A 25753-nucleotide genomic window follows, 5' to 3' on the forward strand; every position below is an offset into this window, starting at 1 on the left:
TCAGTTTGATTTCTACCAACGTTTTTTCGCTGTTGGCTGTCTCTTCGCTTGGTCTTTAATCGTTCAGATGTAGTTCACTAGAAAGCTCTGTCTGTACGTCTTTTCACCCTTATCAATACCCTCCGTAAAACTTCCGAAGGCCCCACTCTATCGAGACCAGTGTCAGCACGACAAAGAATAACCAGCGCCAGTTGATGAGCTCGTTCATTTCTTCGGTGCTGGTCAGGCGGGCGGGGTGCGGGCGGTTGGTCAGCGTACGTACGAGTTCATCCGTTTGATTGACCGTATAGAACTGGCCACCCGTTTGTTTGGCAAGCTGGCGAAGTAAGCCGTGATCGGCGGTTGTGTTTAGCGCTTCGAGCTGCAGGTCACGCACAACAAATTGCCCTGTCGACTGCTCGGCTTTGTTATTAACCGTCACACTGGCTTTGAACCGATACGAGCCTTCGGGCAAACGGCTGATCTCGAAGCGGCTGTTTGCTTCTGTCGGCGTGTAGTTGTACGAACGGGTCAACCCTTTCTCATCGCTGATCTCAAGCCGAACGGGTTTATCGTACAGCCGCTCATAAATGTCGTTATAAAGCTCCGTCTCGAAAATGACTTTTTCGCCTGCTACAAACTCATTCCGAATTGGATAAACCCGAAGTTTACGGCGATCTTCTTTCACGGAGATGAGTTGAATCACTTTCTGGATCAGCTCATCAACTACTTCCTGTTTGTCCGTCAGGGCGTATTCTTCCAGTCGCCACGACCACAAACCCTCCCCCGCCAGCACGGCCGTTTTGCGTGGGCTGGTTACGTTCAGAGCCAGCAACGGTTTCGTTGTCCGGACGCTGCCAACCTGTTGCCAAAGTACCACTTCACTACCCGCCTGCAACCTGAACTCGCCGTACGGTACCGACATGGGCGGCAGTTTAGATAAAATCGCAAGCCGCTCCGGATCAAGATTGAGTTGTTTGAACGCGGGATTGAATACGCCCGTAACTTTATCGCTCTGGTTCGGCTGGGCGTTCACCTGCATCACAGGGTTAGATGTGTTGAACGGCCCCAGTGATGACTGATTGCCCAGTACGAACAGCACGGGCGTATTCTTGGACAGGTATTTCTGAAGCAATGGGCTTCCAGCCCCGCCGTTGTCAGGAATCTGGTGGAAAATGACCAAGTCATAGGTTTTATCCGCCGTTGGAGTGGCTTCGGCCGGAGTTCCGGTCAGAATACGCACATCGAGTTCGTAATTCTGGTTCTTCTCCAGAATATTCCGCAGGGCTTTTACATCCGGGTGCGGAGTCAGGGCCAGCAAGAGCACTTTCTCTTTCCCGTCGATAACGTCCAGGTACACATCCTGACGGTTATTGCGCGTGCTGAATTCGCCGGGTTGGGGCAGCACCTCCACGACATAATGCTGAACCCCTTTCTGAGTGGCTGTGGTCTGAAAGGTCAATTGATTGAACGAATCACCCTGTCCGCCAACTTTGCCGGCAAAGTTGATCGATTGTCGACCCAACTCTTTGCCATTCTGCCGCAATACAACCGTAGCGCTGCGCCCCTGATAGCCGTTGCTAACAATTTCAGCCTTTATAGGAAACTGGTTACTCAGATACGCGATCCGGTTGGCAATAATGCCTTTCAGTTGGATATCTTTTTTGGGTATGGTATCGCCTAATCCGATCGTCTGCAACGCAAACGGGTACTGGCCAAATGTCGGAGAAAGCCCCTGATTGAAAATACCATCCGACACCAGCACGACATCGGTCAGATTGCGTCCTTCATAATCAGATCGAATACCCGAGAGTAGGCCGGACAAATCGGTTGTCCGATGGGTGAACGGAATCTGCGTCAGATCCGACTGATCCTCCTGATCCGTTGAGGCAGCATTGCCGAATGTATGAATGGATACATCCAACCCTTTCTCGGTCAATTGCTGCTGCAGGGTTTGCAGGCTTGCCAATGCCCTGGTGAGGGCTGGTCGACCCGCAGCCGCTACCGACTCAGAATTATCGATCGCCAGGACAACTTTGGGTTTCTCGGTAAGCGTACGCAGGCTACGGATCAACGGGTTCAGCAACAGAAAGACCAGGAAGCTAACAACGACAAAGCGTAATGCCGCCAGCCCATAGGTTGTTCGCTTATCGAATCCACTGGTAGCCGTTCCACTACCTGCCAAACGCGGTAGTGGCTGATACATGGCAAACGCATAGACTGCTCCCACAAACAGGCAAACCAGAATCCACCAGGGAGAGGATTGGAAAATGAAATTCATTCGATTAAGGAGTGAGAAGCGAGGAGTGAGGAGTGAGGCATGCATTGCACACATTTCTCCTCGCTCCTAACTCCTAGGTTAACATTCCTCCGTCCACTTGCAGCACCTGACCGGTGATGTAGCGGGAGAGGTCGGAGGCTAAGAAGACAGCGCAATCAGCTACTTCTTCGGGTTGGCCTCCACGTTTCATTGGAATTTGCTGTTTCCATTCATCAAGCGCCTTTTCATTAATTTCGCCGGTCATTTCAGTTTCAATGAAGCCTGGTGCAATGGCATTGGACCGGATATTACGGGAGCCCAGTTCAAGAGCAACCGACTTGGTAAACCCAATGATCCCTGCTTTCGAGGCTGCGTAATTGGCCTGCCCCGCGTTGCCCCGAATGCCCACGACCGATGTCAGGTTGATAATGGAACCCGACTTTGCCTTCATCATGGATTTAATGGCCGCTTTCGTGAGGTTGAAGACCGACTTTAGATTAACGGTAATTACGGTGTCCCATTGTTCCTCGGTCATGCGCATTAACAGTCCGTCTTTCGTAATACCGGCATTATTCACGAGCACATCGAGTTTGCCGAAATCGGCCAGCACCTGGGCAATGAGATCATCGGCGGCTTTATGATCCGATGCATCGGAGCGGTAGCCTTTTACTTGTCCGCCAAACGCCCGAAGTTCGTCTTCCAGGGCCTGTCCTTTCTCAACACTCGACAAGTAGGTAAAGGCGACACTGGCCCCTTCCTGAGCAAATTTTTGAGCCATAGCCCGACCAATCCCACGCGACGCACCCGTAATCAGCGCAACTTTTCCTTTCAGTAAATCCATTATAAGGGGTAATAATTGATAAAAGACGAAGAATGGATGATGAACAAAACATAAAAGCCATTCCACCCAATTTATTAGGCATAATCACATAATAAATTTAGTCAAAATTAGTAGTTTGGTCTGAAAGGACAAGGTACGCATAGGTTTTGGTTTCGTGGATAAGCTGCGTTACTTTGTCAAAAATCAAGCACTCCACCATGCGCCATTGTTTTCTTTTGGTCTTTCTCTTCGCGTCCGTATCCGTTACACGGGCGCAAAAATTTTTTTCACACAACGATTATGCCAAAGCACGACCGTTTGCCGAAGCGTATGAACAACGAGCTGATTTTATCGAAGCCGATGTATGGTTACGGAATGGTAAACTGGTGATTTCTCATGAGAAGCCAGAAGAGTCTCCGCAAAAACCACCGACGCTCGACTCGTTGTATCTTCAACCCATTGTCCATCTGTTTCAACAGTATAAAGACCGACCTGGCCCGGATCGCGATTATACCTTTTCACTAGTTATCGATATAAAAGAAAACCCAACCGAAGTGCTTCCCAAGCTCATGGCCATGCTGCAGTCGAACTTGGTTTGTTTCAACCGCATGGCTAACCCAAAAGCAGTGCAGGTAATCATTAGCGGAAGCCGACCCAGAATTGATACATACCTGGACTTTCCGCTACTTCAGTTCGATGGTCGGCCCAGCGAAGTATATGACCAGGAAACGCTTCAGCATGTAGCTTTGATCAGCGATAACTTCCAGTCGTATTCGCGCTGGGATGGCACCGGTGATCTATCCAGTGAAGACCGGGACAAGCTCAAGCGCGTTATCAAACGAGCCCATAACGATAACAAACCGTTTCGTTTCTGGGCAATTCCCGATACGCCTAACGGTTGGAAACAGTTACGAAAATTAGGAGTCGATATCATTAACACCGATAAAATAGCCGAGGCTATCGGAGCGATCCGATAAGAAGAAGGAGTTTTCTGATAGCGCTGGTTGGTAGAGCAAAACAGTAAACCTTCCGACTTCTTAACTTATAGGTTTACCAGCATTTGTTAACTTCCTAAACCACTGCTCATCGGATGGACATTCCACAAATCAAAAAGGCTCCACTCACCTACGACGTAGCAATTGTAGGCTCGGGCGCCGGGGGCGGCATGGCCGCTTATATGCTTGCCAAAGCAGGCGCCAAAGTTATTCTGCTCGAAGCCGGCGGCTACTACGATCCGGCTGACCCGAAATACATTACTCAACTGAAATGGCCTTATGAGTCGCCCCGCCGTGGCGCCAGCACGGCAGCGCGGTCTGGTGGCGACTTCGATGCAGCCTGGGGTGGCTGGGATATTGACGGTGAACCCTATTCTACCAAGTCAGGCACTGAATTTGGCTGGTTCCGGTCCAGGATGCTCGGGGGGCGCACCAATCACTGGGGCCGTATTTCCATGCGCTTTGGCCCCGACGATTTCCGGCGTCGTTCGCTGTCGGGCGTTGGCGATGACTGGCCAATCAGCTACGACGACCTCAAACCCTATTACGATAAGGTGGACCGGCTTATTGGCGTCTTCGGCTCAGTCGAAAACTTTCCGAACGAACCCGATGGTATTTTTCTGCCACCGCCCAAGCCTCGTTTGCATGAGTTGATGATTCGGAAAGGAGCCCGGAGCATTGGGATTCCCGTTATTCCTTCGCGACTAAGTATCCTGACCAAACCAATCAACAACGAGCGGGGCTCCTGTTTTTATTGCCATCAGTGCAACCGCGGTTGCCAGGCTTATGCCGACTTTTCGGCCTCATCCGTTTTGTGCATTCCGGCTGTTAAGACGGGCAACGTAACCCTGATCAACGGGGCCATGGTACGCGAGGTTCTGACCGATCCGCAAACCGGCCTGGCTACGGGAGTGAGTTACGTAAATAACCGCACTTTAGAGGAAATAACGGTGCGGGCAAAAGCGGTGATGCTGGGTGCAAGCACCTGCGAATCAGCCCGTATTTTGCTTAACTCAAAGTCTTCCCGTTTCCCTAATGGATTGGCTAACAGTAGTGGCGTGATCGGCAAATACCTGAATGACTCCACCGGGGCCAGTCGTTCTGGATTCATCCCAGCGTTGATGGATCGTAAACGGTACAATGAAGATGGCGTTGGCGGTATGCACGTGTTTACGCCCTGGTGGCTTGATAATAAGAAACTGGATTTCCCCCGTGGCTACCATATCGAGTACGGTGGTGGAATGGGTATGCCAGGCTACGGCTTTGGCAGTGGTATTGAAGCCCTGAACGGCACCATTCCGGGTCGTGATGGCAAAATGAAACCGGGTGGCGGTTATGGAGCCAGCCTGAAAGATGATTACCGACGGTTCTACGGTGCCTACATTAGTATGTCGGGCCGGGGCGAGCCCGTCCCCCTCGAAACAAATTATTGCGAAATTGACCCTAACACGGTTGATAAATACGGCATTCCAACCCTTCGCTTCCATTACAAATGGTCAGATTACGAGGTGAAGCAGGCTAAGCACATGCAGGATACTTTCGAGGAAATTATCCACTCGATGGGCGGCATTGCCCTCGGTGCAAAGCCCGGCCCGAACACGGCACATGGCTATGGATTAGCCGCCCCCGGACGCATTATTCACGAAGTAGGAACCGTTCGTATGGGAAACGACCCGCAGAAGTCAGCCCTTAACAAGTACCAGCAGGCGCATGATGTTAAAAATCTGTTTGTCGTTGACGCAGCCCCTTTCGTTACCCAGGGTGACAAAAACGTAACCTGGACAATTCTGGCCAGCTCAATGCGCACGTCACAGTACTACATTGACCAAGTGAAACAGAAAAGTCTGTAACGCGGTGGAGCGGCATTACAAACAAAAGGGGCCTGACTTCGACAGTCAGGCCCCTTTTCATATGTATTATCCGAGAGCTATTCGACAGCTACCTCAGGCTTTTTCACCGTAATGGTCAGGGCTTCACCTTCGCCACTGTAGTCGGCCATGATAACATCGCCTTCTTTCAGTTCCCCCTTCAGAATTTCTTCTGCGACGGGATCTTCAAGGTAGCGCTGGATAGCACGGCTCAGCGGACGAGCTCCATATTGAGGGTCGTACCCTTTCTCTGCCAGGAAGTCCTTCGCCTTCTCAGTCAGTTCAACGGTATAGCCAAGGTTGGTAACACGACTCAATAGCTTACCTAACATCAGGTCAATGATTCTGTGAATGTCTTCGCGAAGCAGCGAATTAAACACAATCACATCGTCCAGACGGTTCAGGAACTCCGGCGAGAACGCTTTCCGAAGCGCACTTTGAATCGTGCTCTTCATCAACTCATCCTGGCTTTCGGCGCTTTTCTTCGTGGCGAAACCAATACCAGCACCGAAATCTTTCAGGTCACGCACCCCAATGTTGGAGGTCATGATGATGATCGTGTTCCGGAAGTCAACCCGACGGCCCAGGCCATCTGTCAGAATACCATCGTCCAGCACTTGCAGCAGAATGTTGAACACATCCGGGTGCGCTTTCTCGATTTCATCCAGCAAGACAACGCTGTAAGGTTTACGACGAATTTTCTCGGTCAACTGACCACCTTCTTCGTAACCAACGTATCCTGGAGGTGCGCCTACCAAGCGGCTTACACTGAATTTCTCCATGTACTCCGACATGTCGATCCGCACCAGCGCATCGTCTTTATCGAATAGATAAGTAGCTAACACTTTGGCAAGCTCCGTCTTACCGACACCCGTTGGGCCCAGGAAGATGAACGAACCGATTGGTTTTTTGGGATCCTTCAGACCAACGCGGGTCCGCTGAATAGCTTTCACCAGCTTGTCGATGGCTGACTGCTGACCAATAACCCGGCCTTTCAGTTCTTCGCCCATATTGACAAGTTTCTTGCCTTCATCGTTTGAAACACTCGTGACCGGAATACCTGTCATCATCGCTACGACTTCGGCAACGTTTTCTTCGTTGACCGTGTAACGGCGTTTCTTGGTATCTTCCTCCCACAACTGCTTCGCGCGGTCGAGCTGATCGATCAGGCGTTTTTCCTTGTCGCGGAGTTGAGCGGCTTCTTCGTATTTCTGGCTCTTGACAACCTGGTTTTTCTCCTTCTTGATGTTCTCAATCTGCTCTTCGAGTTTCAGGATATCTTCAGGAACCGTGATGTTCGAGATGTGTACGCGTGCCCCAACTTCGTCCATCACATCGATGGCTTTGTCAGGAAGGAAACGATCCGAAATGTACCGTTCCGATAACTTCACAGCAGCCTCAATGGCTTCTTTGGTGTAGTTAACGTGGTGGTGATCTTCGTATTTATCCTTGATGTTATTCAGGATTTCGATGGTTTCGTCAATCGATGTAGCATCGACCATCACCATCTGGAAACGACGGGCCAAAGCGCCATCTTTCTCGATGTACTGACGGTACTCATCAAGCGTTGTTGCACCGATACATTGAATGTCGCCCCGCGCTAATGCCGGCTTGAACATATTCGATGCATCAAGCGAACCAGATGCTCCACCTGCTCCAACGATTGTGTGTAACTCATCGATAAACAGAATAACCTCCGGTGATTTTTCCAGCTCATTCATTACGGCCTTCATCCGCTCTTCAAACTGACCCCGATATTTGGTACCAGCCACCAGCGAAGCTAAGTCAAGGGTAACGACACGCTTACCGAACAGCACCCGCGATACTTTCTTCTGCACGATGCGCAGGGCAAGACCTTCGGCAATGGCTGTTTTACCAACGCCGGGCTCACCGATCAGAATCGGGTTATTTTTCTTCCGGCGGCTCAGAATCTGAGCAACCCGTTCAATTTCTTTTTCGCGACCAACAATGGGATCGAGTTTGCCAACTTCGGCAAGCTTAGTAAGATCACGGCCGAAGTTATCCAGCACGGGCGTTCTCGATTTCTCGGTGCCTTTAGGATCTTTCCCTGAGCTGGAACTACTGCTGCCACCAAACATCCCCCGGTCATTGTCGTCATCGTCGGTATCGCTTGCCATAGTGGGGCGGCTTCCCGTTGATTGATATTCCAGCATCTCTTTAATGACTTCGTAATTAACATTAAACTTATTGAGGATCTGCGTGGCGACATTGTCTTCATCGCGCAGAATCGATAGTAACAGGTGCTCCGTTCCAATGAGCGGGCTCTTAAAGATTTTCGCTTCCAGGTACGTGATTTTCAGCGTTTTTTCCGACTGACGGGTCAGCGGAATATTCGCCAGGTTTTTCACATTATTGGTGGCTGTTCCTTTCGTTGCCTGTTCGATCGTAACCCGGAGTTCATCGAGCGAGATGCCAAGTTTTTTCAGCAGCCCGACCGCTACACCCTCACCCTCACGAATCATACCCAGCAACAGGTGCTCTGTACCGATATAATCGTGGCCTAAGCGCAAGGCTTCTTCCCGACTCAGCGTGATAACTTCCTTAACGCGGTTTGAGAATTTTGCTTCCATTCGTTTTGGGGTCTCCTTAGGTAACCGTACTATAGGCCTAACGAAGAGTTTTAAGGATTTGTTCACTCCCGAAGGCCAGCCAACAACACGTCCGAAGTGGCCGGTCCCTGGCAGAACAACAGGTCTATTATACTCAGGTTTGGTACAAATTCTTGGCCAAAATTCTGGAGGTAAGCTACTGGCTGATGGAATACATACGTTTCCGGCTTATTTCGCGGATTTAACTTCGAACGGGCGTCAATTAGGCCGACCGGCGGAGCTTTATCGTACCATTCTGTCAGGTTCAGATTCACCTTCAGACGGATTAGTTTCAGACAAATTGTCAGCAACTCAAGATTCAAATCAAATAAAAAAGCCCAATTTTTCCGGTAAACAGGCTCAAAATCGGGTATAAAGTATTCAAAAAAAGGTGCCTTGCCGTAAGCGCCCTGTAAGCATCGCCAGTGATGCTGCTGCCAGGATTGATTGTTGGCCACCCGTAAATCACGAATTGGCTGGTGGTGCGTTCCCTGTTGTACAGGCACCGTAAGGACTTCCACTTTATTTGCTGTCTGAACGTAGCAGCGATTTCTGTAACTTTGCTTCTGGTAATGCTCCTGGGCTTCAAGCTGCACCCGGTCAAACTGCATTAGCCCCGAAAAGAAGTCGATGCACGGTAAATAATGCAGATCAATGAGTAAGTCTCGTTTCAGAAGCGCTGGTTGATTTTTTTCCAATAACGCTAACATTGTATCCGTTCACAAGTAACGCAAAAAAGCGTTACTATCAACTGATTTTAGTATTTTTTTAATTTTCCGGCAAACCGGCCTTTTGCCGCACGTTCGCCCTATATTCGTCAAATGATCTTTTTCCGACTGCTATCGCGTTTGCCACTTCCTGTATTATATGGCATTTCCGATGTTTTGTCTTTTCTTTTGCTGCACGTAATTCGCTATCGCAGAGCCGTTATACTGGAAAATCTGCGTCTTTCTTTTCCCGAAAAATCGCCGACTGAGATCAACCAGATTGCCCGGAAATTTTACCGAAATCTATCAGATCTGATCGTTGAAACGATCAAACAGCCAAGCCTGAAACCTGAATTCTTTCGGCAGCATATCCATTTCCCGAACATTGATCTGATCCAGTCGAGAATTTTAGCCGGCCAAACCATTATCGGAATGAGTTCTCACCAGGCAAACTGGGAGTGGATTCCAGCAGCGCTGGTACTCAACAAGATGCCGGTAGACAGCATCTATAAAACATTGACCAATCCATTTTTCGAGAAACTACTGCTCCACATCCGATCGCACCTGGGCCCGGTTCCCACACCCATGAACCTGCTGCCCCGTCAGATGGTGATGCGTAAACACATCCCTCGCATTATCGGGCTCATCTCCGATCAGGTGCCTGATGTACCAGAACAAGCCTACTGGACCGATTTTTTACACCGGGACTCGCCTTTCTACCCCGGTTCCGAGCGATTGGCCCGGAGTCGGAAATTAGCCGTCTTCTTCTTCGACATCGTTCGTGTTCGCCGAAGTTATTACGAGGTAACATTCCGGCTGATTGCGGAGCCCCCTTACGACAATCTCCCGTTAGGTGCTATTATGGAAGGGTATCGGGATGTACTGGAAGCCTCTATCCGCCGGAATCCATCAGACTGGTTATGGTCGCACAAGCGCTGGAAGCACTGGCGGAGCAAATATGCCAGTATCAGCGTTAAACTGGAATAAATGCCAATCGGCCACCCAAGGGTGGCCGATTGGCATTTATTCCTCGCAACTCAGTTTTTTACAACGTGTCCCTGCGGGCTTTTTCGGCACGCGACGAATCGCGCTTTGCTTTTAGTTTGTCGCCTTCCGTGACAATGGCGTTTTCAGCCTTATCCAATCCTTTGTTGACTGTGCTACCTACTTTCTTCGCTCCCTTGCTAACGGCCTCATCGGCAACTTTTGCCTTTTCTTTGATCGTTTGCCCCGTTTCCGAAGCGGCATTTTTCAAATCCTCTTTTACGCGCGCTTTTCGTTCGGCACGCTCCTGCTGCCGAATTTCTTTTTTACTCAACGCCGTTGTGTCCTGAGCGTAAGCTCCAACACCAAGCAGCAACGTCAGGGCACAAGCACCTATCAGTTTATTTTTCATATCCATTCTTCGTTAATGACCAGGTTGTCCAGCTGCCCTACAATATAACAGGCTAAACGGTTGCGTTTTTAACGACCCAATCCGGCTTTTTGTTTTCTAAAAAGTATTCAATGAACTCACAATCAGGAATCTACCTTTTGTAGATATTATTCAGCGCAGCGAACATTTATCTTTACCCTTACGTTTTCAAAACAAACGGGTTAGGTACCGGAAATTGCTTTTTCCGTACCTTTGCCCGGTCAACCGGCCCAGCCGATATCTGTATGCTCGATTCGTTGCTTTCTCCTTCTTTAGCTGTGGTAACCGGTACGCCGGAGCACCCTGATGCCGCCGTTCTTTATACGCCTTCGCTTACTCAATACACACGCCGACGGACCAGTACGGTTACGATTGGGGATGTGCCGATGGGCTCCGATTACCCCATTCGTGTTCAGTCTATGACGACCGTAGACACAATGGATACGAAAGGGTCTGTGGAGCAGGCGATCCGGATGATTGAAGCGGGCTGCGAATACGTTCGTATTACAGCGCCGAGTGTAAAAGAGGCTCAGAATCTGGAGAATATTCGTAAAGAATTACGGTTGCAGGGATATACGACCCCGCTGGTGGCCGATATTCACTTCACACCCAATGCAGCCGAACTGGCAGCCCGCATTGTCGAAAAAGTCCGTATCAATCCCGGCAATTATGCGGATCGGAAACGCTTCGAATTTATCGACTATACCGATAATGCGTATGCCGCTGAGCTGGAGCGAATTCGAGCCAAGTTTTTACCGCTTATCCGCATCTGTAAAGAATATGGAACGGCCATGCGCATTGGCACCAACCACGGCTCCCTCTCCGACCGGATTTTAAGCCGCTACGGCGACACACCCGTAGGCATGGTTGAGTCAGCACTGGAGTTTCTCCGTATCTGCGAAGCGGAGAATTATTACAATATAACCTTGTCCATGAAGTCCAGCAACCCGCAGGTTATGGTACAGGCTTACCGGTTGCTGGTTCAACGCCTGGACGAAGAGGGCCTACAACCATATCCACTGCATCTCGGCGTAACCGAAGCTGGCGAAGCTGAAGACGGACGGATTAAGTCAGCTTTGGGCATTGGTACGTTACTCGAAGATGGAATTGGGGATACGGTTCGTGTGTCTCTAACGGAAGAACCCGAACGCGAAGCGCCCGTTGCCAGAGCACTAATTGATCGATACACCAATCGGGCGGCCAGCAGCACCCCTATTCCGACTATTACCAAGTATCCGGTCAATCCATTTCAGTACAGTCGTCGGCTCACCCACGAAGTGGTCAATTTCGGGGGGCAAAATGTGCCGCGCGTTATTGCCGACTTTAGTCAGGTACCTATTACGGACGTTAATGCGCTCCACCCGATCGGCCATTTTTATTTGCCCGAACCCGACAAGTGGCGGATGAATGACCTTGGTGCTGACTACATCTATACAGGGTCGGAACCTGCTCCGTTCATGTTACCCAACGGCCTGAAACAGATTCTGAATTATACGGTCTGGCAAACCCTTTCCGATCAGATCAATACCTTCCCGATCCTGACGACTGAGGAGTATGTATCGGCGCGCACAAGTCAGGTACCCTTACAGGAACGATTGAATTTCGTTCGGGTATCATTGGCAGCCTTATCGGATGCGTTTGTCGACACGTTGAAGAACGATACGACGGTAGTCTTGATCATTTCAACGGAGAATGCCCACGCCATGCCCGAACTGCGCCGGTTAGTTGTCGAACTGATGAACCGTGAACTCACGACTCCCGTGGTTGTTATGAGAATTTACGCGACCATTCCGGAAGCAGACTTATCTCTTTACGCAGCTACTGATGTGGGTGGTCTACTCATTGATGGATTGGGCGACGGCATTATGCTGTCGAGTGCTGATACCTCCGTTGATGAACTGAAACGGCTGAACAGCTTATCCTTTGGCATCCTGCAGGCAGCCCGCACACGCATTACCAAAACAGAATACATCTCCTGCCCATCCTGTGGGCGGACCTTGTTTGATTTGCAGGAAACAACGGCCAGAATACGCCAGCGCACCGATCACCTGAAAGGGGTTAAAATTGGTATTATGGGTTGCATTGTCAATGGGCCGGGTGAAATGGCGGATGCCGACTATGGCTATGTCGGTATCGGGCGCGACAAGATTGCGCTTTACCGAGGCCAGGAAGTCATCAAAAAATCGGTACCTGCCGATCGTGCCGTTGACGAATTAATTGAGCTAATCCGGGAGGATAGCCGGTGGCTGGAGCCTCCGCTAGAAACTGTATAATCTGTTTCCGGTTTTTGAGTTCACGGCTAACGACCTGTCTGGTGAATGACACCAGCCGCAGCCAAACGTAGACCAAAAACTAAAACCAAACTACTGTGAACAAATTCATCGATTACCTAAAAATAGGACCTGTTTTCGCTTACTTCCTCCGGGTATTCCGTAAGCCAGATCCAAACCACCCGACCAGTACGAACTTACGGATGATGCACGGCATTAATCGGATTTCGATACTTATGTTTCTGATGGCTATTATTGTTTACACTGTTCGCCACTGTGTTCGATGAATACAGAAACCCTGCGCGACTATTGTATTGGTAAACCGGGCGCTACGGAGTCGTTTCCATTTGGTGGCGATGCCCTGGTATTCAAGGTAGGCGGTAAGATGTTTGCGTTGTTGGCGACCGAAAGTCAGCCAACAACAATCAACCTGAAATGTGATCCGGAACGAGCCGTTCAACTACGGGAAGAACATACCGCCGTAACACCCGGTTACCACATGAACAAGACCCATTGGAACACGATCACGCTAAATGGGCATGTTCGAACAGCTGATATTCAGGCGTGGATCGACCACTCGTATGAGCTTGTCAAAAAGAGTTTGCCGAAGGCTATTCGGGACGAACTAATCTAACTGAATTACTTGCTCAGATTCATCTGAACGGTTAATTTAGCAAAGCAGGAAGAAAACCAGATTGGGTTATGGAAGTTGTGCTGTTAAGTCTGTTGTTCGTACTGTATCTGACCATCCGGTATTTCCTGATGGACCATGATACGTCAGCCGACAAAGACCGAAAACGATTTCAGAAGGGAATAGACCTGGTTCAGAACCGACAGTTCACGGAAGCACATCGGTATTTTGATGAAATTATCCGGCAATACCCCAAGTCGGCGCTTGCCTATGCTTACCGGGGTAAATGCCAACTGGTAGAGGAGAATTACTATTCGGCCATCTATGATTTAACCCAGGCCATCAATCGGGATAATACCCTGGCCGATTGCTACTTAGATCGGGGCATTGCGTATTACAATACCAACGAGTACCAACAGGCTTTTCGGGAATTCGACAAAGCGGTCTGGCACTTTCGGGACGAAAAACCCGATGCCTACCGCTGGAGGGCGTTAGCCCGGATTCAGGTTCGTCAGTTGCCGCAAGCCGAAAATGACCTCCGTCGGGCGGTTTCCCTTGGCGACGAAAATTCGTTTCATCTTCTACTTCAACCGCCTTTCACCAGGCCGGTGTTTCAAAAATAGGTTATGTGTGGTTCGTAGTTGATCGGCTTACGGCCAGCTACGAACCACACACAACCTATTTTAATTTCCCCATTTGCTCAACATTGCGACGGGTATCCAAGCGACTGGCCTGCGCCAGCTCCATCGACTTTTGGGCTGCTTTCTGAGCATCCGCCAGTTTGCCGCCCCGACGATACGCTTCGGCTAATTCAAAGTACAAATCAGCCTGTTCTTTAGGACCTGGTTTCAGAGCGAGTCCTTTGTTCACCCATTTAGCCACCGTTGGCGCATCGACGGCGTCGGGGCTCGACCGGTTAAACAACCGGGAAATATACATATATTCCGGTACCGTCAACTGGTTTGAATTAACCTGGTTATCCATCCGTTCAACCGCTTTGGCCGTTTGACGAGCCCGAAAATACGCGTTGACTTCCGGCAACAGGGTGCGGTTGGCTGCCACTTTTGGATCAACCCCCATTTTAATCAAATCCTGCTTCACCTGTACGATTTTAGCGATAGGAAATTGTGCTCCACGTCCGCTAAACAAAGACGACATGAGAATATTTTCAGCGACCTGAAATGTTTGTTCGGCCCCATACGCTTTCCGGTATGCATCCAGGTGACCAAGCATGTATTGAAACATCGGATTTTCGAAGTCCAGCACCAGCTTTTGCAGCGCCAGCCAGTTAGTTTGATTGGCATAGGTCGCCGGCGATTGCTGACGGGCATACTCGTTCATGGCCGCCATATTGGCTACCGTATCTTTCGTAACGCGCGCGTACATCGCGTAGTCGATCAGGAAATTCGCTGACCGCTCACCCTGCTGATACCGTGATTTCATATTCTGACTCCGTGCCTGCGGGTCCAGCGCATTGGTCCCATGCCGAATCACTTCATCAGTCGTGTTATTACTCATGGCAAAGTGGATCAGGTTCTGCTGGGGATCGAAATACAGAAACAAGGGCAACGAAGGCACAAACAACCGGTGGCTGGTTAAGAAAGCCTGCGTAGCTGGCAAACCAATATCCAGTTTGGTACTCAGAAACTTTGCATTGTAGAACTTGCCAACCCGGCCGTCGGCCAGAGTCGGAATAAAGCTCTGACAGGTATGGCAGGTAGGCGAGAAAATTTCAACAAACACTGGCTTTCCAGCCCGGCGAGCCTCCTGAAATACACTGGCAATGGGGGTTGTCTTAAACTGAATACCAGCCTTTTGGGCGAGCGCAATGTTAGCTACCAGGAGTAGCAGAAGTATCTTCTTCATAAATAAGGGCAATCGTTACGAGTACGTCTTAGCAAATTAATGACCAAAATTGCCAGGCCGGTATTCGTTATTGTTGCTGCTGCTTTTGCTGTTTTATTTCCTCTTCCAGCCGCTTACTTAACACCTGGCAGGTCTTCTCGATGTCGTCAGCCATACGCTGATCGCCGGTTGCATTCAGCGCCGTGTCCGCAATGCCACTCATTATTTCGATCATGAACCGCTTCATATCGATCACCTCCATGTCCTTTGTCCAGAGGTCAATTTTGAGCGTACTGTTGTGGTAATGATCCCAGAGAGAAATGGCAATAGCTCGTGTATCGCTGAGTCCTTCGTTTGGATTATCGGTAGCTTCCCAATATATTTTTTCGGGGATATTCTGGCTGTCTAATTCAACCGAAAAGTGGATGTCTGATTTTTTCATAGGGACAAAAATACATAGCCGGGCGGAAACCCGTGATGTGAAGCGGAACAAACATTCATCCTCGCTACTCCGCAAAACCACATTTTAGGTATTTTCGTCCCAAATTAACGGCCCTTATGTACACCTTATACGCCATTCCTAACTGCGATACGGTAAAGAAAGCCCGCGTCTGGCTGGCTGAACACAACATAGCGTATCAATTCCACGATTATAAAAAAGCAGGCATCGACCAGAAAACGATTGAACGCTGGCTAACCCAAAAGCCATGGGAAGAATTGGTGAACCGGACGGGAACGACCTGGAAAAAGCTGCCTGATGAAGAAAAGCCCACCGATGCTGCAGGCGCTGTATCGTTGATGATGGAGAAGCCTTCTGTCATTCGTCGGCCATTGATCGAAGCAGACGGTCAACTTGTTGCCCTTGGCTTCAACGCACCTACCTACGAGGAAACGTTTTCTATCTAAGCCGGGGTTACTTCAGAAATAACACGATCGCTATGGCAAAGAGAACGCTGGATTCACCGGAAGCTGTTCGGTTTCTGGTGGATTCATTTTACGAAAAAGTGCAGGTCGACCCACTCATTGGCCCTATTTTCACCGATGTAGCTCAGGTTGACTGGTCGAAACATTTGCCCAAAATGTATGCGTTTTGGGAATCCCTGATCTTGGGCAACAACGCGTACGACGGACATCCGTTTCGCCCGCACCTGCTCGTCAATCAAAAACACACGCTGACCATCGAGCATTTTGAACGCTGGCTCCAGTTGTTCTCCGCGACACTCTCCGAAAAGTTTACGGGCGAAGCTGCGGACCAGGTACGACAGCGGGCTATGCAGATAGCGCTTGTCTGGAACAACAAGCTCGATTACATTAATAACGACTCCTTTATGGAAGGATAAGCTATAGGTAAGAATTTCATTGTTTAGGCACCAGTAGTTTTCGCAAGCCAAACAAAGTACGCTGCAAGAGCGAAAGATCATCCGTTATAACCTCGACAGTACCAGGCATTTCATATCGATAGTTTAGCTTCAGTTGGTAAGATGTCAGAAGTTGGTTCGATAGCCTAACATGAACCCGACAACGAGTATTGTTAGCCGATTGGAAAATTGCACTCACCTGACCGCGTATAACGCCATATTCAGCAAATGGGTACTCAGCCAACCGGATAATAACCGCCTGTCCAATGCGCAATTTACCACGGTTTTGAACAGACAAATTGGCAACGCCTATAAGGGGCGTATGTAAAGGAACAACAGCAAATAAGCTATCACCTGATCGAAGCGATTGTAATTCTGACAGCGTTTGCAAATAATGCAAACGGCCGGAAAGCGGAGATGTCAATAAATAACTTTGCTGCCAAGTCTGTAATTGGTTTTCGATATTACGCAATGCCTGTTGGATATCACCAGACGTTATCCGCAATTGTTGTGTTTGCTGCTGCTGCAAATCAAGACGTTCCTTTTCTTTGGCAACCAGAAGCAAATTATTCTGTAACAACGTTTTCTGATAGTCTTCTTTTTCTCGTTTTCTACGAAGGTATTCATTCTCCAAGCCTAAAAATTCGGCCTGTGAATAGACTTTTTCGGTGAACAATCGCCTGTCTATGCGATATTTTTTCTCAGCGTTGTCAAACTCGCTGTTATTAATTGTTGATTGTCGCTCATTCACTACTAGTAGCTGATGATACTGGTGAATCTCCCGATCTAACAGGTCTAAATGCTTTAGTAGGTACCCATCCGATATTAGGCGATGATAATTTATACACGCTGCGCGTAATGCATTCACTTCATCTTGAATATCACCAAATGTACCCTTTTCCAGGGTTGGCAATGAAACATGTGGACGTTTAAGAAATTGATATACTTCCGTTGTCAGTTGGTGAAGCCGGGGTATATTAACCAATCGGGTTGTATTCTCAACTTCAGCCAGTGGCTGCCCCTTCCCGACAAGTTGTCCATTTTTTGCCAATAAACGACCTAATCGCCCATTCGCTCTGATAACGATCTGTTGCGGCTGAGGGTCAGTAGTGAGTACAACCGGACCAACAAGAGTGTCGGGGTAACGAATTAGAGCGGCTGTTCCAACTAGAAATCCAATTCCTAAAACCACAATTCCTGTTCCGCTCCGAACCAGACCAGAGGGCGGCCTAGTCAATACATCGCGTACCTGTTCACTATAATCAGCCAATTCCTCAACGCGGTCTGTAATTGCCATTATTCGCTCAGTTCCAACTGATTTTTAACCAAGGTAAAATAAGCTCCCTGCTGGCCTATAAGATTCTCATGGGTACCCTGCTCCACAACACAGCCTTTCTCCAGCACAATGATGTTATCGGCATTCCGAACGGTGCTGAGCCGGTGGGCCACAATGAGGACTGTGCGGCCCTCGAAAAATTGATCCAGATTATCCTGAATGGTTCGCTCATTGTTGGCATCCAGCGCACTGGTGGCTTCATCAAAAAACAAATAGGCCGGGTCTTTATAAATGGCGCGGGCAATTAGTAACCGTTGCTTTTGTCCGCCACTTACATTCATACCACTGCTACCCACCCGCGTATTGAAGCCCGTGGGCAGTTCATCGACAAAGGTTTCCAGATTAGCCATTTGTACCGCGTCCACCAGCCGACCTCTATCAATAAATCCATCAGATGCTGATTCTGTCACGTTGCGGGCAATGCTGTCGGCAAACAAATAACCGTCCTGCATCACACATCCGCAGCAGGACCGCCAAAAAGAACTGTTAATGTCCTTCAGGTTTCGATTGCCAATACGAACACCACCCGCCGATGGTTCGTAGAATTTGAGTAGAAGCTTAATCAGGGTAGTTTTTCCGCTGCCACTCGTACCGACGATAGCCGTGATTTTTCCAGCGGGAATATTGACAGATATATTATCCAATACCAATGGCGATGTACTACTGCCATAGCGAAATGACAGATTTTCGATGCGAATCGACTTATCAGTAGCCAATTCACTTAGTTGTTCAGGCGTATCTTCGTCTGTTTTTTTATAAACCTCGGATATACGTTCTAAACTTAACAAGGCATCCTGCCCGTTTTGAATGAACAGAATCAGGTCATTGAGCGGAACGTTTAATTGACCCAGCATGAACTGAATCGACAGCATCATGCCAAGGGTAATCTGGCCGTCAAGTACCGATTTTGTAGCAATAAACGTGATCAGAATGCTGGTCAACTGATTCACTACCGACCCGCCCAGCGTTTGTGTCTGATTCAGGGCTAGGGCCTTTATATTAATGCGAAACAGCCGAATCTGAATGGCTTCCCACTCCCAGCGTCGGCGACGTTCGGAGCCATTCAGCTTGATTTCCTGCACGCCATTGATGAGTTGTACCAAGCTACTTTGCTGCCCTGACCCTTCATCGAAATAGCGGTAGTCGATCAGCCGCCGACGTTTTAGGAATAGAAATGTCCAGCCAATATAGAAAACAGCCCCAGCGAGAAAGATACCAAAAATAGTCAGATTATACAGGGCGAGTATGCTGCCAAAAACCAGAATTTCCAGCAGTGAAAAAATAGCTCGAAGCGTAACCGCCGACATGAAATTCTGAATACGGGCGTGGTCGCGCTGAATGCGCTGAAGCAGATCACCAATGTTTTTGGAATCGAAAAAGCCAACCGATAGTCGCATCAGCTTGATAAGATAATCCGACTGCATCCGAATATTGATCCGGCTGGTCATGTGAATCAACAACCAGTCCCGAAATACCTGCACCAGTGTCTGAGCCGAAAATAATACCAGTTGTGCCAGCAGGATAATATAAATGAAGCTGCGGTTATTGAAATTAATCCCATAATCAATGAGCGATTGGGTCAGGAATGGAAACACCACCTGCAATAAACTACCAAGACCTAACCCTAGCATCAATTGTCCAATAAGGGCACGATAGGGCCTGAAATAACGTAGCCAAAACGATGGACTAAGTTGTTTAGCCGTGCTGACATCATCGGTTTCCTCATAAAAAGCGGGCGATGGCTCCAGGACCAGTACAATACCTTCCTCACCGGGTTTAGGGTGTTTGCTGTTGAGCCAACCCCGGCAAAACTCCTCGGACGAATAATCGAGCAAACCATAGCCCGGATCGGCCACTTGAATACGCCCTTTTTTGATAGCATGAACTACTACAAAATGCCGTTGCCGCCAGTAAGCAATACAAGGCAACGGCACATCCTGTTGCAAAGTTTCTAAAGGAACACTCACAGCCAACGATTGAAGTCCAATCGTTTCGGCGGCTTCGGCCAACCCACCCAGCGACGCCCCTTCCCGAGTGAGGAATGCCTTTTCACGTAGATACTCCTGAGACAGCATCCGCCCGTGGTATTGTGCTACCATTCGCAAACAGGTAGGGCCACAGTCGCGCTGATCTAACTGTTTGTAGAAGGGAAACTTTTTCACCATGTCAATTCATAGCTTCACTTTGTGGCCAACTCAAGTTTACGATCCAGATCTGCTTTGGTGCCAAACTCTTTATAGCCTCTCAATGGCCAGGAGCCATATATTTTCTCTACGTCCAGTTTGTACTGGCTAACTAATTTGCCAACCGCCTGTTCTCGAACTGAAGCCGCAGATTCACCGTCAAGTTTAAAAAAGCATAAATCGCCCTGAAACAGTATCTTCTGGTTTGGAAAATAAGCCAGCAGATATTCTTTTGTATGTTGTGTATCGCCGACAAAATATACAGTAAAGGGCTCGCTCATCCCTGCATCGAACGTTTGTAGAGAGTCAATTATCTGGAATGATGGTTTTAGAACCTTGCCCTCTTTACGTCCTTCCAATCGGTGGGAGTAATTAACAAATCGGCTGAAAAAATCTGTATTGCCCTTTGTCGTGATAATAGTAGCCTCTTCCTCAACAAATGCCCGCAAACCTCCTGCATGGTCGGGATGATGATGACTTACGAACAGGTGCGTTATAGGTTTACCTCCCGCTGTTTTCTTAACTGCTTCAATAACATTTAAGCTGGCTTTGTAGCTCTTTGGCGCTTCAAAAACGGTAATTCCTCTATCACCTATCAAAAACAATGAACGATTATTATAATCGTTCAAGTCGACAGCGTATAAACCACTTCCCAAGCTTTTTACCGTTACCCCTTCGGCTTCATTTTTCTTCGGAATCAATAAGCAGCCAGGGCATACCTGATTGGCTGGCAAAACAGCCACAGAATTAAGATCATACGTAAACGTTTGCTCCTTACGCACAGCACCAAATTCATATTCCGTAAAACGAGTTGGCAACTTGTAGCCAGCTATTGATTTATAATCCAGATAATCATACCTATGCGTATTATCTCCATAGTAATCATGAGTTGCCAAATAGGACACTTGAGTAACCTGACCAGTAGGTAGAATATGAAGGGTAAATGTCGTTTGATTCGCAGAAAACGAGACTAAATCGGCCAAACCACTTTTTCCCAGGTATCGGAGAGAAGGTAATGACAACCGGGCTATATTTAAAATAAGAACTGGATGCAATGTCAGTATTTCATCGTAAAGCGATATACGTTGCGTTAACGATGCTCGGTTTACGTTTCGGCTGAAATGATCACGGTAAAATATACTATCCTGTTTCACATAGAGCTGCCGGATAAGCGTTTGTCCCCGATAGTTTACTTCACCATCAATAAAAAAATTATTGATTCCATTAAATAACCGAAGCGTGTAGCTCTCAGGCATATCAACTCGCTCATCTGGTGTTGCGAAATGCCCGGATTCGTGCATCATACCCGATGCAGAAATACCTATGTTTAGACTATCTGACTGCAACCCACTATAATTAACAGCACGGTCAAGAATTGTCTTTGCTTTTTCAAAATTTAGATATTCTGATTGTTTTTCAATTTGAGCCAATAAGGTAGATGGGAAGCTAACCAGCAAAAAAACTAGTAATACTTTAAGCGTTAGCCTGTCGAAATAAATCATAGTTGAAAATATAGGGTTGATTATGATATCGATAGCCTTTATAATCGGCTCCAAATTCATTTCTCACATATTCGAAGCTTGAGAAAGCCGCATCATACACTTGTTGCCCTTGCGGAGTAAAAATTTCGGGTAGATGCATGTGTTGCAAATCCAATTCGAATTTTTTCATAAAAAAACCAACACGAGCAAGAGCTTCCACCCGCTGAGATGCATTGAAAGCATCTAATTTGAGACATCGAGTTAAGCAATGGAGAATCGTAGTATATGTAAAAAGCCCGTGCAAAGCCCCATAGATAGAACGAGTATCATAAGAAAGACCTGTCCATTTTTTTAAAAGAGTATCTTTGGCAGGTTTAAGGAAATTATGCGTTTGCAAAGTTAAGGCATAAAAAATAATGTGCCCGCATTGATGTGCTAAGTCTTCTATAAAAAAAACCTCATCATTAGGCTGGCCTTCTGTATTGATAAAAGCAGTTCCATGATAAGATATTGCCGCCATTGAGCGGCTTGTTTTACTATTAAATAGTGAAATTTCACGGGTAACCAACTCAACAATTTCCCAAAATTCAGGTACATTATCCTGCAAAATAGAAATCGCATTTCTTAAAAACTTTTCACTTCTTCTAGAAGAAGCTATTACTGGTTCAGTAAAATTCACAATTCCGCTCTTATCAATATAGAGTATAAAGGGGGTATGTTCATTTAACTGAATACTATCTGATAGCCAATTCATCTCTTTTATTGGTCCTCGTAGCTGATCCATAAAATCAACTACAGGATTACCACTACATGATCCATAATTACCTAAATAAATTTCTCCAAAAGGGTCGCTTAAACTAATCACATGGTCTGGTCGTTGGCGCTTGCTTATATGGCCAAATAATAGCTGGCCAATTGGTATATTTAAGCTTGATTTTTCAGAAAACAAATAAAACAAAGCTGGTTCTAAAAATGAGCGATCATCTTCATATGACAATCGTTCGAACCATTCAGGATAGTGTTGGTGTAAGAGTAAACGAATAGTATCAGCCAATTCAATCTGATTGAATTTAATTAGCTGAACATCTACTCTTAAGGAAAGCATTTCATTATATATATTTTTTAAGTTCATTATTAATAAATTTATTAAAATCTATTGATTTAACTTTAATTATAGACTCTACTGCTTGAAGTAATTCTTCATCAGTTTTTCCAGCATTAAGAAGTTTCTTAACGCCATCAAATCCCAATTTTTCATCAGCTATTTTACATAGTAATCCTCCAATCGTATATTGGAAGTTCGTTTCATCATCAATTCTTTCCAGCGAAGATAATTTAGTATAATCAATAGAGTGATTTTTAGTATAATTTGCGGTTTTACGCAAATGATATTCCAAGGGATAGCCTACGCTTCCCCCTAAATATGTAGCTACCCCTTCATTGAGACATTCATTAACATTAGCACCATAAATTTTATTAACGTATAGATGTACCAACTCATGAGGATACCATTCACTATCGTTACCAGCGTAAATTACATTATTAAATATATCAGCAATTCCACTCACTTGAACTGGGTAAGCCATAGAAACTTCAAAGTCAAATCCTTTTAAGCGTTGAAGCTCTTTATTGCTTTTACATAAATAGTATGTAACATATATAGGCTTAATTGAAAATTTATCGGCAATTAAATTATTTTTATTAACAAATTTTCGACACAACAGCGTATCTATAATTCTACCTTTAGGGTAATAATAATTAATCATATCTACGCGATATTGGTCAAAACCATTTTTCAGATTTCGATCTAACATTGACTTTAATTTCCATTCATTATTTTCTCTAATTACCTCAACATTAATAATTCCAGAGACACGACTAAAATTATCATCTTTCTCTCCAGTGGCAAATATGGTTTTTATAATGTAAGAGCTATCTTCTTTCTCGACAGACAAAATCGTTGGCTTATAAAAATTTATTTTATTAAAAAAACCAGAATGATTTATACGTTTATAAAAATAATCAGGAATATTTCTTTTACTATATTCCTTTGGGGACCAGTACGGATTAAGTTGATATATAGAGTCTTTTGTCTGTAAATATTTTCGCCAAACAGATAAAACCTGCTTCACCTCAGATTCATCTTGATTGATTACTGATGGATTGATGAATAATGCCAGTTTATCTCGATTTTCTTTAGACTGAGAACAGGCTACAAACCATGATAGCATTAGCATTAGCATTAGCATTATACTAAATTTCATATTCATTACTTTCAGTAATTGAGTTAGAACCTTAATTTGATGATTGTCAAATTAGGGTTCTAACTAGACTAGATACTTTTTCCTTTTGGTGCTACCCGAGTACCATCAGCTGGCATTGTAGCATCTCCACAAGACCCTAAATGACATGCTTCTGCCGCTCCTCCTTTAATAGCTTCAACATTGGCAACTACGTTTGCTTTGGCCTTCAAATCGGCGAGTGATAAACGGTTCATTCGGTTTAGACCTCCACATTCCACAACCACACTAGCGGGTTGTTTCGCTTTGGCCTGACAAATGTATCCGGATAGGCAGGAATGTATCTTTCAAAATCGGCAACTGGCTTTCGAGACGGGCAAATACACAGAAAGTGACTTTCCGTGTATTTGCCCGTCTCGAAAGCCATCTACCATCTATTTTTATCCATAGACCCGTTCAACCCATGAATAACAAATCCCTTGCCATCAGGATACGCATGTTGCGTGAGTCGAAACACCTGAAACAGGAATACGTTGCCGAACAAATTGGGGTGAGTCCGGCAACGTATTCAAAAATCGAGAATGGAAAAACAAGTCTCTCAACTACGCGGCTTCAGCAAATTGCCCATGTTTTGCAATTACCGGTATCCGTGCTTCTTGCAGACGATAAGGTTAAGACTACTGACGACTGCGAGAAAATTATAGCTCAACAAAAGCAACAACTTAAAGAAGGAAGTCAGAAAATCGTTGAACTTGAACAGGAGCGCGCCCAAAGCCTTGATCGTGAGCAACGTTTGCTTAATTATATCAAAATGCTCGAACAGCAACCAACGTGATGATCACTCGCCATGACTATTGCTTGCTAAACACCTTCTTCAGAATATCGGTCACCCGTGCTGCCGGGTTTTCCCGAATTTTTTGTTCTTCCTGCGCCACCAAAATGAACAGGCCATCGACGGCTTTATTGGTCGCGTACTCCGTAAGGTTAGGGTTAACCTTCTGAACAAAAGGCACTTTATTGTACGTATTGACCAGGTCGCTGTAGTACCGGGTCGCGTTGTTTTTCTTCAGGGTACTGTCAATGATGGGCGAAAATTCAGTTACCAGTTGCTGGCCCGACGTCCGGCGTAGATACTGCGTAGCCGCATCATTCTGGCCCCGTAAAATACCAACCGCATCCTGAATCGTCATCGACGTGATCGCCTTGATAAATACTGGCTTTGCCTTTTTGGCCGCATCTTCGGCAGCCCGGTTCAGGGACAGCTCGAACTGATCGACTTGTTTGTTCAGGCCCAGTTGCCGAAGTGTCGACGCTACTTTCTGGGCTTCGGGCGGGAAGGCGATCTTGAGCAACGGATTTTTGAAGTAACCGTTCAGAGCCGATGCCTGATCGGAACCCTTACTAATACCAATTTGTAAGGCTTCTTTCAAGCCAGTGGCAATGTCACTACTGGTCAGGCCGCCCGCCGTGCCAGCAGCTGCACCTGTAACGGCCTTAAGCACCTTACCAAATATCCCACCTGACGATGGCTCCGGGCTACTCTTCGTTGTGGTTGAATCCTGAGCGAAACCGCGTTGGCTAATAACAAGAGCTAACAGGGCGGCTGCGAAAACTTTTTTATTCATCATAGGATTGAATTAATCAGGTTGCCATGTCATAACGGCCAATGGCCCTAAATCGTTTTTTCGTACTTTTGACAGCACTGAATGGCTAAAGTAAAGTAGACGCTAAAAATTTGTTATGGTACCTTGACGAAC

General features: G+C 46.9%; 24 protein-coding genes. 10 read left to right on the forward strand and 14 right to left on the reverse strand.

The window, feature by feature from the left end; translation table 11 throughout:
* Positions 1-112: 112 nt before the first annotated feature.
* Both ACYU8Y_RS20130 and fabG read right to left on the reverse strand, forming a co-directional pair.
* Entirely contained in the window at positions 113-2260 is a 2148-nt protein-coding gene (locus ACYU8Y_RS20130; protein ID WP_460939869.1) for a vWA domain-containing protein, read from the reverse strand.
* A gap of 73 nt (positions 2261-2333) precedes the next feature.
* A complete protein-coding gene (fabG, locus tag ACYU8Y_RS20135) occupies positions 2334-3080 on the reverse strand; it encodes a 3-oxoacyl-[acyl-carrier-protein] reductase (protein WP_460939870.1) in 747 nt (248 codons plus the stop codon).
* Between the two features lie 197 nt (positions 3081-3277).
* Between fabG and ACYU8Y_RS20140 the strand changes: the two genes are divergently transcribed.
* Together ACYU8Y_RS20140 and ACYU8Y_RS20145 are read left to right on the forward strand one after the other, a co-directional pair.
* Positions 3278-4036, forward strand: coding sequence for a phosphatidylinositol-specific phospholipase C/glycerophosphodiester phosphodiesterase family protein (locus ACYU8Y_RS20140; RefSeq protein WP_460939871.1), 759 nt, complete (start codon positions 3278-3280; stop codon positions 4034-4036).
* Positions 4037-4149: 113 nt separating this feature from the next.
* A complete protein-coding gene (locus tag ACYU8Y_RS20145) occupies positions 4150-5904 on the forward strand; it encodes a GMC oxidoreductase (protein ID WP_460939872.1) in 1755 nt (584 codons plus the stop codon).
* A 77-nt stretch (positions 5905-5981) separates the two neighbouring features.
* Here the strand turns inward: ACYU8Y_RS20145 and ACYU8Y_RS20150 are convergent, their stop codons facing one another.
* Positions 5982-8513 (reverse strand): ATP-dependent Clp protease ATP-binding subunit, encoded by a 2532-nt coding sequence (locus ACYU8Y_RS20150; RefSeq protein WP_460939873.1) that lies wholly within the window; start codon positions 8511-8513, stop codon positions 5982-5984.
* A 62-nt stretch (positions 8514-8575) separates the two neighbouring features.
* Positions 8576-9241 carry a WbqC family protein gene (locus ACYU8Y_RS20155; RefSeq protein WP_460939875.1) on the reverse strand — a complete coding sequence of 222 codons (666 nt, stop codon included), beginning with the start codon at positions 9239-9241 and terminating at the stop codon, positions 8576-8578.
* 111 nt (positions 9242-9352) lie between these two features.
* On the opposite strand from ACYU8Y_RS20155, the gene ACYU8Y_RS20160 reads away from it, so the two are divergent.
* On the forward strand, positions 9353-10225 hold the full coding sequence (locus ACYU8Y_RS20160; protein ID WP_460939876.1) for a lysophospholipid acyltransferase family protein: 873 nt from the start codon (positions 9353-9355) through the stop codon (positions 10223-10225).
* Positions 10226-10283: 58 nt separating this feature from the next.
* Here ACYU8Y_RS20160 and ACYU8Y_RS20165 read toward each other — a convergent pair whose 3' ends face one another.
* Positions 10284-10634, reverse strand: coding sequence for a hypothetical protein (locus tag ACYU8Y_RS20165; RefSeq protein WP_460939877.1), 351 nt, complete (start codon positions 10632-10634; stop codon positions 10284-10286).
* Positions 10635-10897: 263 nt separating this feature from the next.
* On the opposite strand from ACYU8Y_RS20165, the gene ispG reads away from it, so the two are divergent.
* The 4 genes from ispG to ACYU8Y_RS20185 all read left to right on the forward strand — a co-directional run bounded on the left by ispG (position 10898) and on the right by ACYU8Y_RS20185 (position 14176).
* Complete coding sequence (ispG, locus tag ACYU8Y_RS20170; protein WP_460939879.1) at positions 10898-12925, forward strand: (E)-4-hydroxy-3-methylbut-2-enyl-diphosphate synthase; 2028 nt, start codon at positions 10898-10900, stop codon at positions 12923-12925.
* Positions 12926-13020: 95 nt separating this feature from the next.
* A complete protein-coding gene (locus ACYU8Y_RS20175; protein WP_460939880.1) occupies positions 13021-13209 on the forward strand; it encodes a DUF6728 family protein in 189 nt (62 codons plus the stop codon).
* Positions 13206-13556, forward strand: coding sequence for an MmcQ/YjbR family DNA-binding protein (locus ACYU8Y_RS20180; RefSeq protein ID WP_460939881.1), 351 nt, complete (start codon positions 13206-13208; stop codon positions 13554-13556). The genes ACYU8Y_RS20175 and ACYU8Y_RS20180 overlap by 4 nt, the downstream gene beginning before the upstream one ends.
* Positions 13557-13624: 68 nt before the next feature.
* Positions 13625-14176, forward strand: coding sequence for a tetratricopeptide repeat protein (locus ACYU8Y_RS20185; RefSeq protein ID WP_460939882.1), 552 nt, complete (start codon positions 13625-13627; stop codon positions 14174-14176).
* Between the two features lie 55 nt (positions 14177-14231).
* On the opposite strand, the gene ACYU8Y_RS20190 is transcribed toward ACYU8Y_RS20185, so the two are convergent.
* The gene (locus ACYU8Y_RS20190) at positions 14232-15419 is read right to left on the reverse strand and encodes a thioredoxin domain-containing protein (protein ID WP_460939883.1); all 1188 of its coding nucleotides are present in this window, start codon (positions 15417-15419) and stop codon (positions 14232-14234) included.
* Between the two features lie 67 nt (positions 15420-15486).
* Positions 15487-15840, reverse strand: coding sequence for a gliding motility protein GldC (gene gldC, locus ACYU8Y_RS20195; protein ID WP_460939884.1), 354 nt, complete (start codon positions 15838-15840; stop codon positions 15487-15489).
* A gap of 116 nt (positions 15841-15956) precedes the next feature.
* On the opposite strand from gldC, the gene ACYU8Y_RS20200 reads away from it, so the two are divergent.
* Both ACYU8Y_RS20200 and ACYU8Y_RS20205 read left to right on the forward strand, forming a co-directional pair.
* Complete coding sequence (locus tag ACYU8Y_RS20200; protein ID WP_460939885.1) at positions 15957-16304, forward strand: ArsC family reductase; 348 nt, start codon at positions 15957-15959, stop codon at positions 16302-16304.
* A 32-nt stretch (positions 16305-16336) separates the two neighbouring features.
* Positions 16337-16738: a group III truncated hemoglobin gene (locus ACYU8Y_RS20205; protein WP_460939886.1), complete on the forward strand. Its 402-nt coding sequence runs from the start codon at positions 16337-16339 to the stop codon at positions 16736-16738.
* A 16-nt stretch (positions 16739-16754) separates the two neighbouring features.
* Here the strand turns inward: ACYU8Y_RS20205 and ACYU8Y_RS20210 are convergent, their stop codons facing one another.
* The 6 genes from ACYU8Y_RS20210 to ACYU8Y_RS20235 all read right to left on the reverse strand — a co-directional run bounded on the left by ACYU8Y_RS20210 (position 16755) and on the right by ACYU8Y_RS20235 (position 24253).
* Positions 16755-18053 (reverse strand): HlyD family secretion protein, encoded by a 1299-nt coding sequence (locus ACYU8Y_RS20210; RefSeq protein ID WP_460939887.1) that lies wholly within the window; start codon positions 18051-18053, stop codon positions 16755-16757.
* Positions 18053-20257 carry a peptidase domain-containing ABC transporter gene (locus ACYU8Y_RS20215; RefSeq protein WP_460939888.1) on the reverse strand — a complete coding sequence of 735 codons (2205 nt, stop codon included), beginning with the start codon at positions 20255-20257 and terminating at the stop codon, positions 18053-18055. Before ACYU8Y_RS20215 ends, ACYU8Y_RS20210 begins: the two co-directional genes overlap by 1 nt.
* A 14-nt stretch (positions 20258-20271) precedes the next feature.
* On the reverse strand, positions 20272-21777 hold the full coding sequence (locus ACYU8Y_RS20220) for an MBL fold metallo-hydrolase (RefSeq protein WP_460939889.1): 1506 nt from the start codon (positions 21775-21777) through the stop codon (positions 20272-20274).
* Complete coding sequence (locus ACYU8Y_RS20225; RefSeq protein ID WP_460939890.1) at positions 21749-22888, reverse strand: hypothetical protein; 1140 nt, start codon at positions 22886-22888, stop codon at positions 21749-21751. Before ACYU8Y_RS20225 ends, ACYU8Y_RS20220 begins: the two co-directional genes overlap by 29 nt.
* Positions 22866-24026, reverse strand: a complete 1161-nt coding sequence (locus ACYU8Y_RS20230; protein WP_460939891.1) for a hypothetical protein — start codon at positions 24024-24026, stop codon at positions 22866-22868. The genes ACYU8Y_RS20225 and ACYU8Y_RS20230 overlap by 23 nt, the downstream gene beginning before the upstream one ends.
* A 62-nt stretch (positions 24027-24088) precedes the next feature.
* Complete coding sequence (locus tag ACYU8Y_RS20235; RefSeq protein ID WP_460939892.1) at positions 24089-24253, reverse strand: hypothetical protein; 165 nt, start codon at positions 24251-24253, stop codon at positions 24089-24091.
* Between the two features lie 206 nt (positions 24254-24459).
* Here ACYU8Y_RS20235 and ACYU8Y_RS20240 point away from each other — a divergent pair, with 206 nt between their 5' ends.
* Positions 24460-24831: a helix-turn-helix domain-containing protein gene (locus tag ACYU8Y_RS20240; RefSeq protein ID WP_460939893.1), complete on the forward strand. Its 372-nt coding sequence runs from the start codon at positions 24460-24462 to the stop codon at positions 24829-24831.
* A gap of 16 nt (positions 24832-24847) precedes the next feature.
* On the opposite strand, the gene ACYU8Y_RS20245 is transcribed toward ACYU8Y_RS20240, so the two are convergent.
* Complete coding sequence (locus ACYU8Y_RS20245; RefSeq protein ID WP_460939894.1) at positions 24848-25624, reverse strand: DUF4197 domain-containing protein; 777 nt, start codon at positions 25622-25624, stop codon at positions 24848-24850.
* Positions 25625-25753 lie beyond the last annotated feature (129 nt).

This window comes from Spirosoma humi (genome assembly GCF_054776575.1).

Bases quoted from the DNA above. Each gene is read 5' to 3' on its own strand.
- ACYU8Y_RS20130 (WP_460939869.1), bottom strand. From the start codon at position 2,260: ATGAATTTCATTTTCCAATCCTCTCCCTGGTGGATTCTGGTTTGCCTG.
- fabG (WP_460939870.1), bottom strand. From the start codon at position 3,080: ATGGATTTACTGAAAGGAAAAGTTGCGCTGATTACGGGTGCGTCGCGT.
- ACYU8Y_RS20140 (WP_460939871.1), top strand. From the start codon at position 3,278: ATGCGCCATTGTTTTCTTTTGGTCTTTCTCTTCGCGTCCGTATCCGTT.
- ACYU8Y_RS20145 (WP_460939872.1), top strand. From the start codon at position 4,150: ATGGACATTCCACAAATCAAAAAGGCTCCACTCACCTACGACGTAGCA.
- ACYU8Y_RS20150 (WP_460939873.1), bottom strand. From the start codon at position 8,513: ATGGAAGCAAAATTCTCAAACCGCGTTAAGGAAGTTATCACGCTGAGT.
- ACYU8Y_RS20155 (WP_460939875.1), bottom strand. From the start codon at position 9,241: ATGTTAGCGTTATTGGAAAAAAATCAACCAGCGCTTCTGAAACGAGAC.
- ACYU8Y_RS20160 (WP_460939876.1), top strand. From the start codon at position 9,353: ATGATCTTTTTCCGACTGCTATCGCGTTTGCCACTTCCTGTATTATAT.
- ACYU8Y_RS20165 (WP_460939877.1), bottom strand. From the start codon at position 10,634: ATGAAAAATAAACTGATAGGTGCTTGTGCCCTGACGTTGCTGCTTGGT.
- ispG (WP_460939879.1), top strand. From the start codon at position 10,898: ATGCTCGATTCGTTGCTTTCTCCTTCTTTAGCTGTGGTAACCGGTACG.
- ACYU8Y_RS20180 (WP_460939881.1), top strand. From the start codon at position 13,206: ATGAATACAGAAACCCTGCGCGACTATTGTATTGGTAAACCGGGCGCT.
- ACYU8Y_RS20185 (WP_460939882.1), top strand. From the start codon at position 13,625: ATGGAAGTTGTGCTGTTAAGTCTGTTGTTCGTACTGTATCTGACCATC.
- ACYU8Y_RS20190 (WP_460939883.1), bottom strand. From the start codon at position 15,419: ATGAAGAAGATACTTCTGCTACTCCTGGTAGCTAACATTGCGCTCGCC.
- gldC (WP_460939884.1), bottom strand. From the start codon at position 15,840: ATGAAAAAATCAGACATCCACTTTTCGGTTGAATTAGACAGCCAGAAT.
- ACYU8Y_RS20200 (WP_460939885.1), top strand. From the start codon at position 15,957: ATGTACACCTTATACGCCATTCCTAACTGCGATACGGTAAAGAAAGCC.
- ACYU8Y_RS20205 (WP_460939886.1), top strand. From the start codon at position 16,337: ATGGCAAAGAGAACGCTGGATTCACCGGAAGCTGTTCGGTTTCTGGTG.
- ACYU8Y_RS20210 (WP_460939887.1), bottom strand. From the start codon at position 18,053: ATGGCAATTACAGACCGCGTTGAGGAATTGGCTGATTATAGTGAACAG.
- ACYU8Y_RS20215 (WP_460939888.1), bottom strand. From the start codon at position 20,257: ATGGTGAAAAAGTTTCCCTTCTACAAACAGTTAGATCAGCGCGACTGT.
- ACYU8Y_RS20220 (WP_460939889.1), bottom strand. From the start codon at position 21,777: ATGATTTATTTCGACAGGCTAACGCTTAAAGTATTACTAGTTTTTTTG.
- ACYU8Y_RS20225 (WP_460939890.1), bottom strand. From the start codon at position 22,888: ATGAACTTAAAAAATATATATAATGAAATGCTTTCCTTAAGAGTAGAT.
- ACYU8Y_RS20230 (WP_460939891.1), bottom strand. From the start codon at position 24,026: ATGAATATGAAATTTAGTATAATGCTAATGCTAATGCTAATGCTATCA.
- ACYU8Y_RS20235 (WP_460939892.1), bottom strand. From the start codon at position 24,253: ATGAACCGTTTATCACTCGCCGATTTGAAGGCCAAAGCAAACGTAGTT.
- ACYU8Y_RS20240 (WP_460939893.1), top strand. From the start codon at position 24,460: ATGAATAACAAATCCCTTGCCATCAGGATACGCATGTTGCGTGAGTCG.
- ACYU8Y_RS20245 (WP_460939894.1), bottom strand. From the start codon at position 25,624: ATGATGAATAAAAAAGTTTTCGCAGCCGCCCTGTTAGCTCTTGTTATT.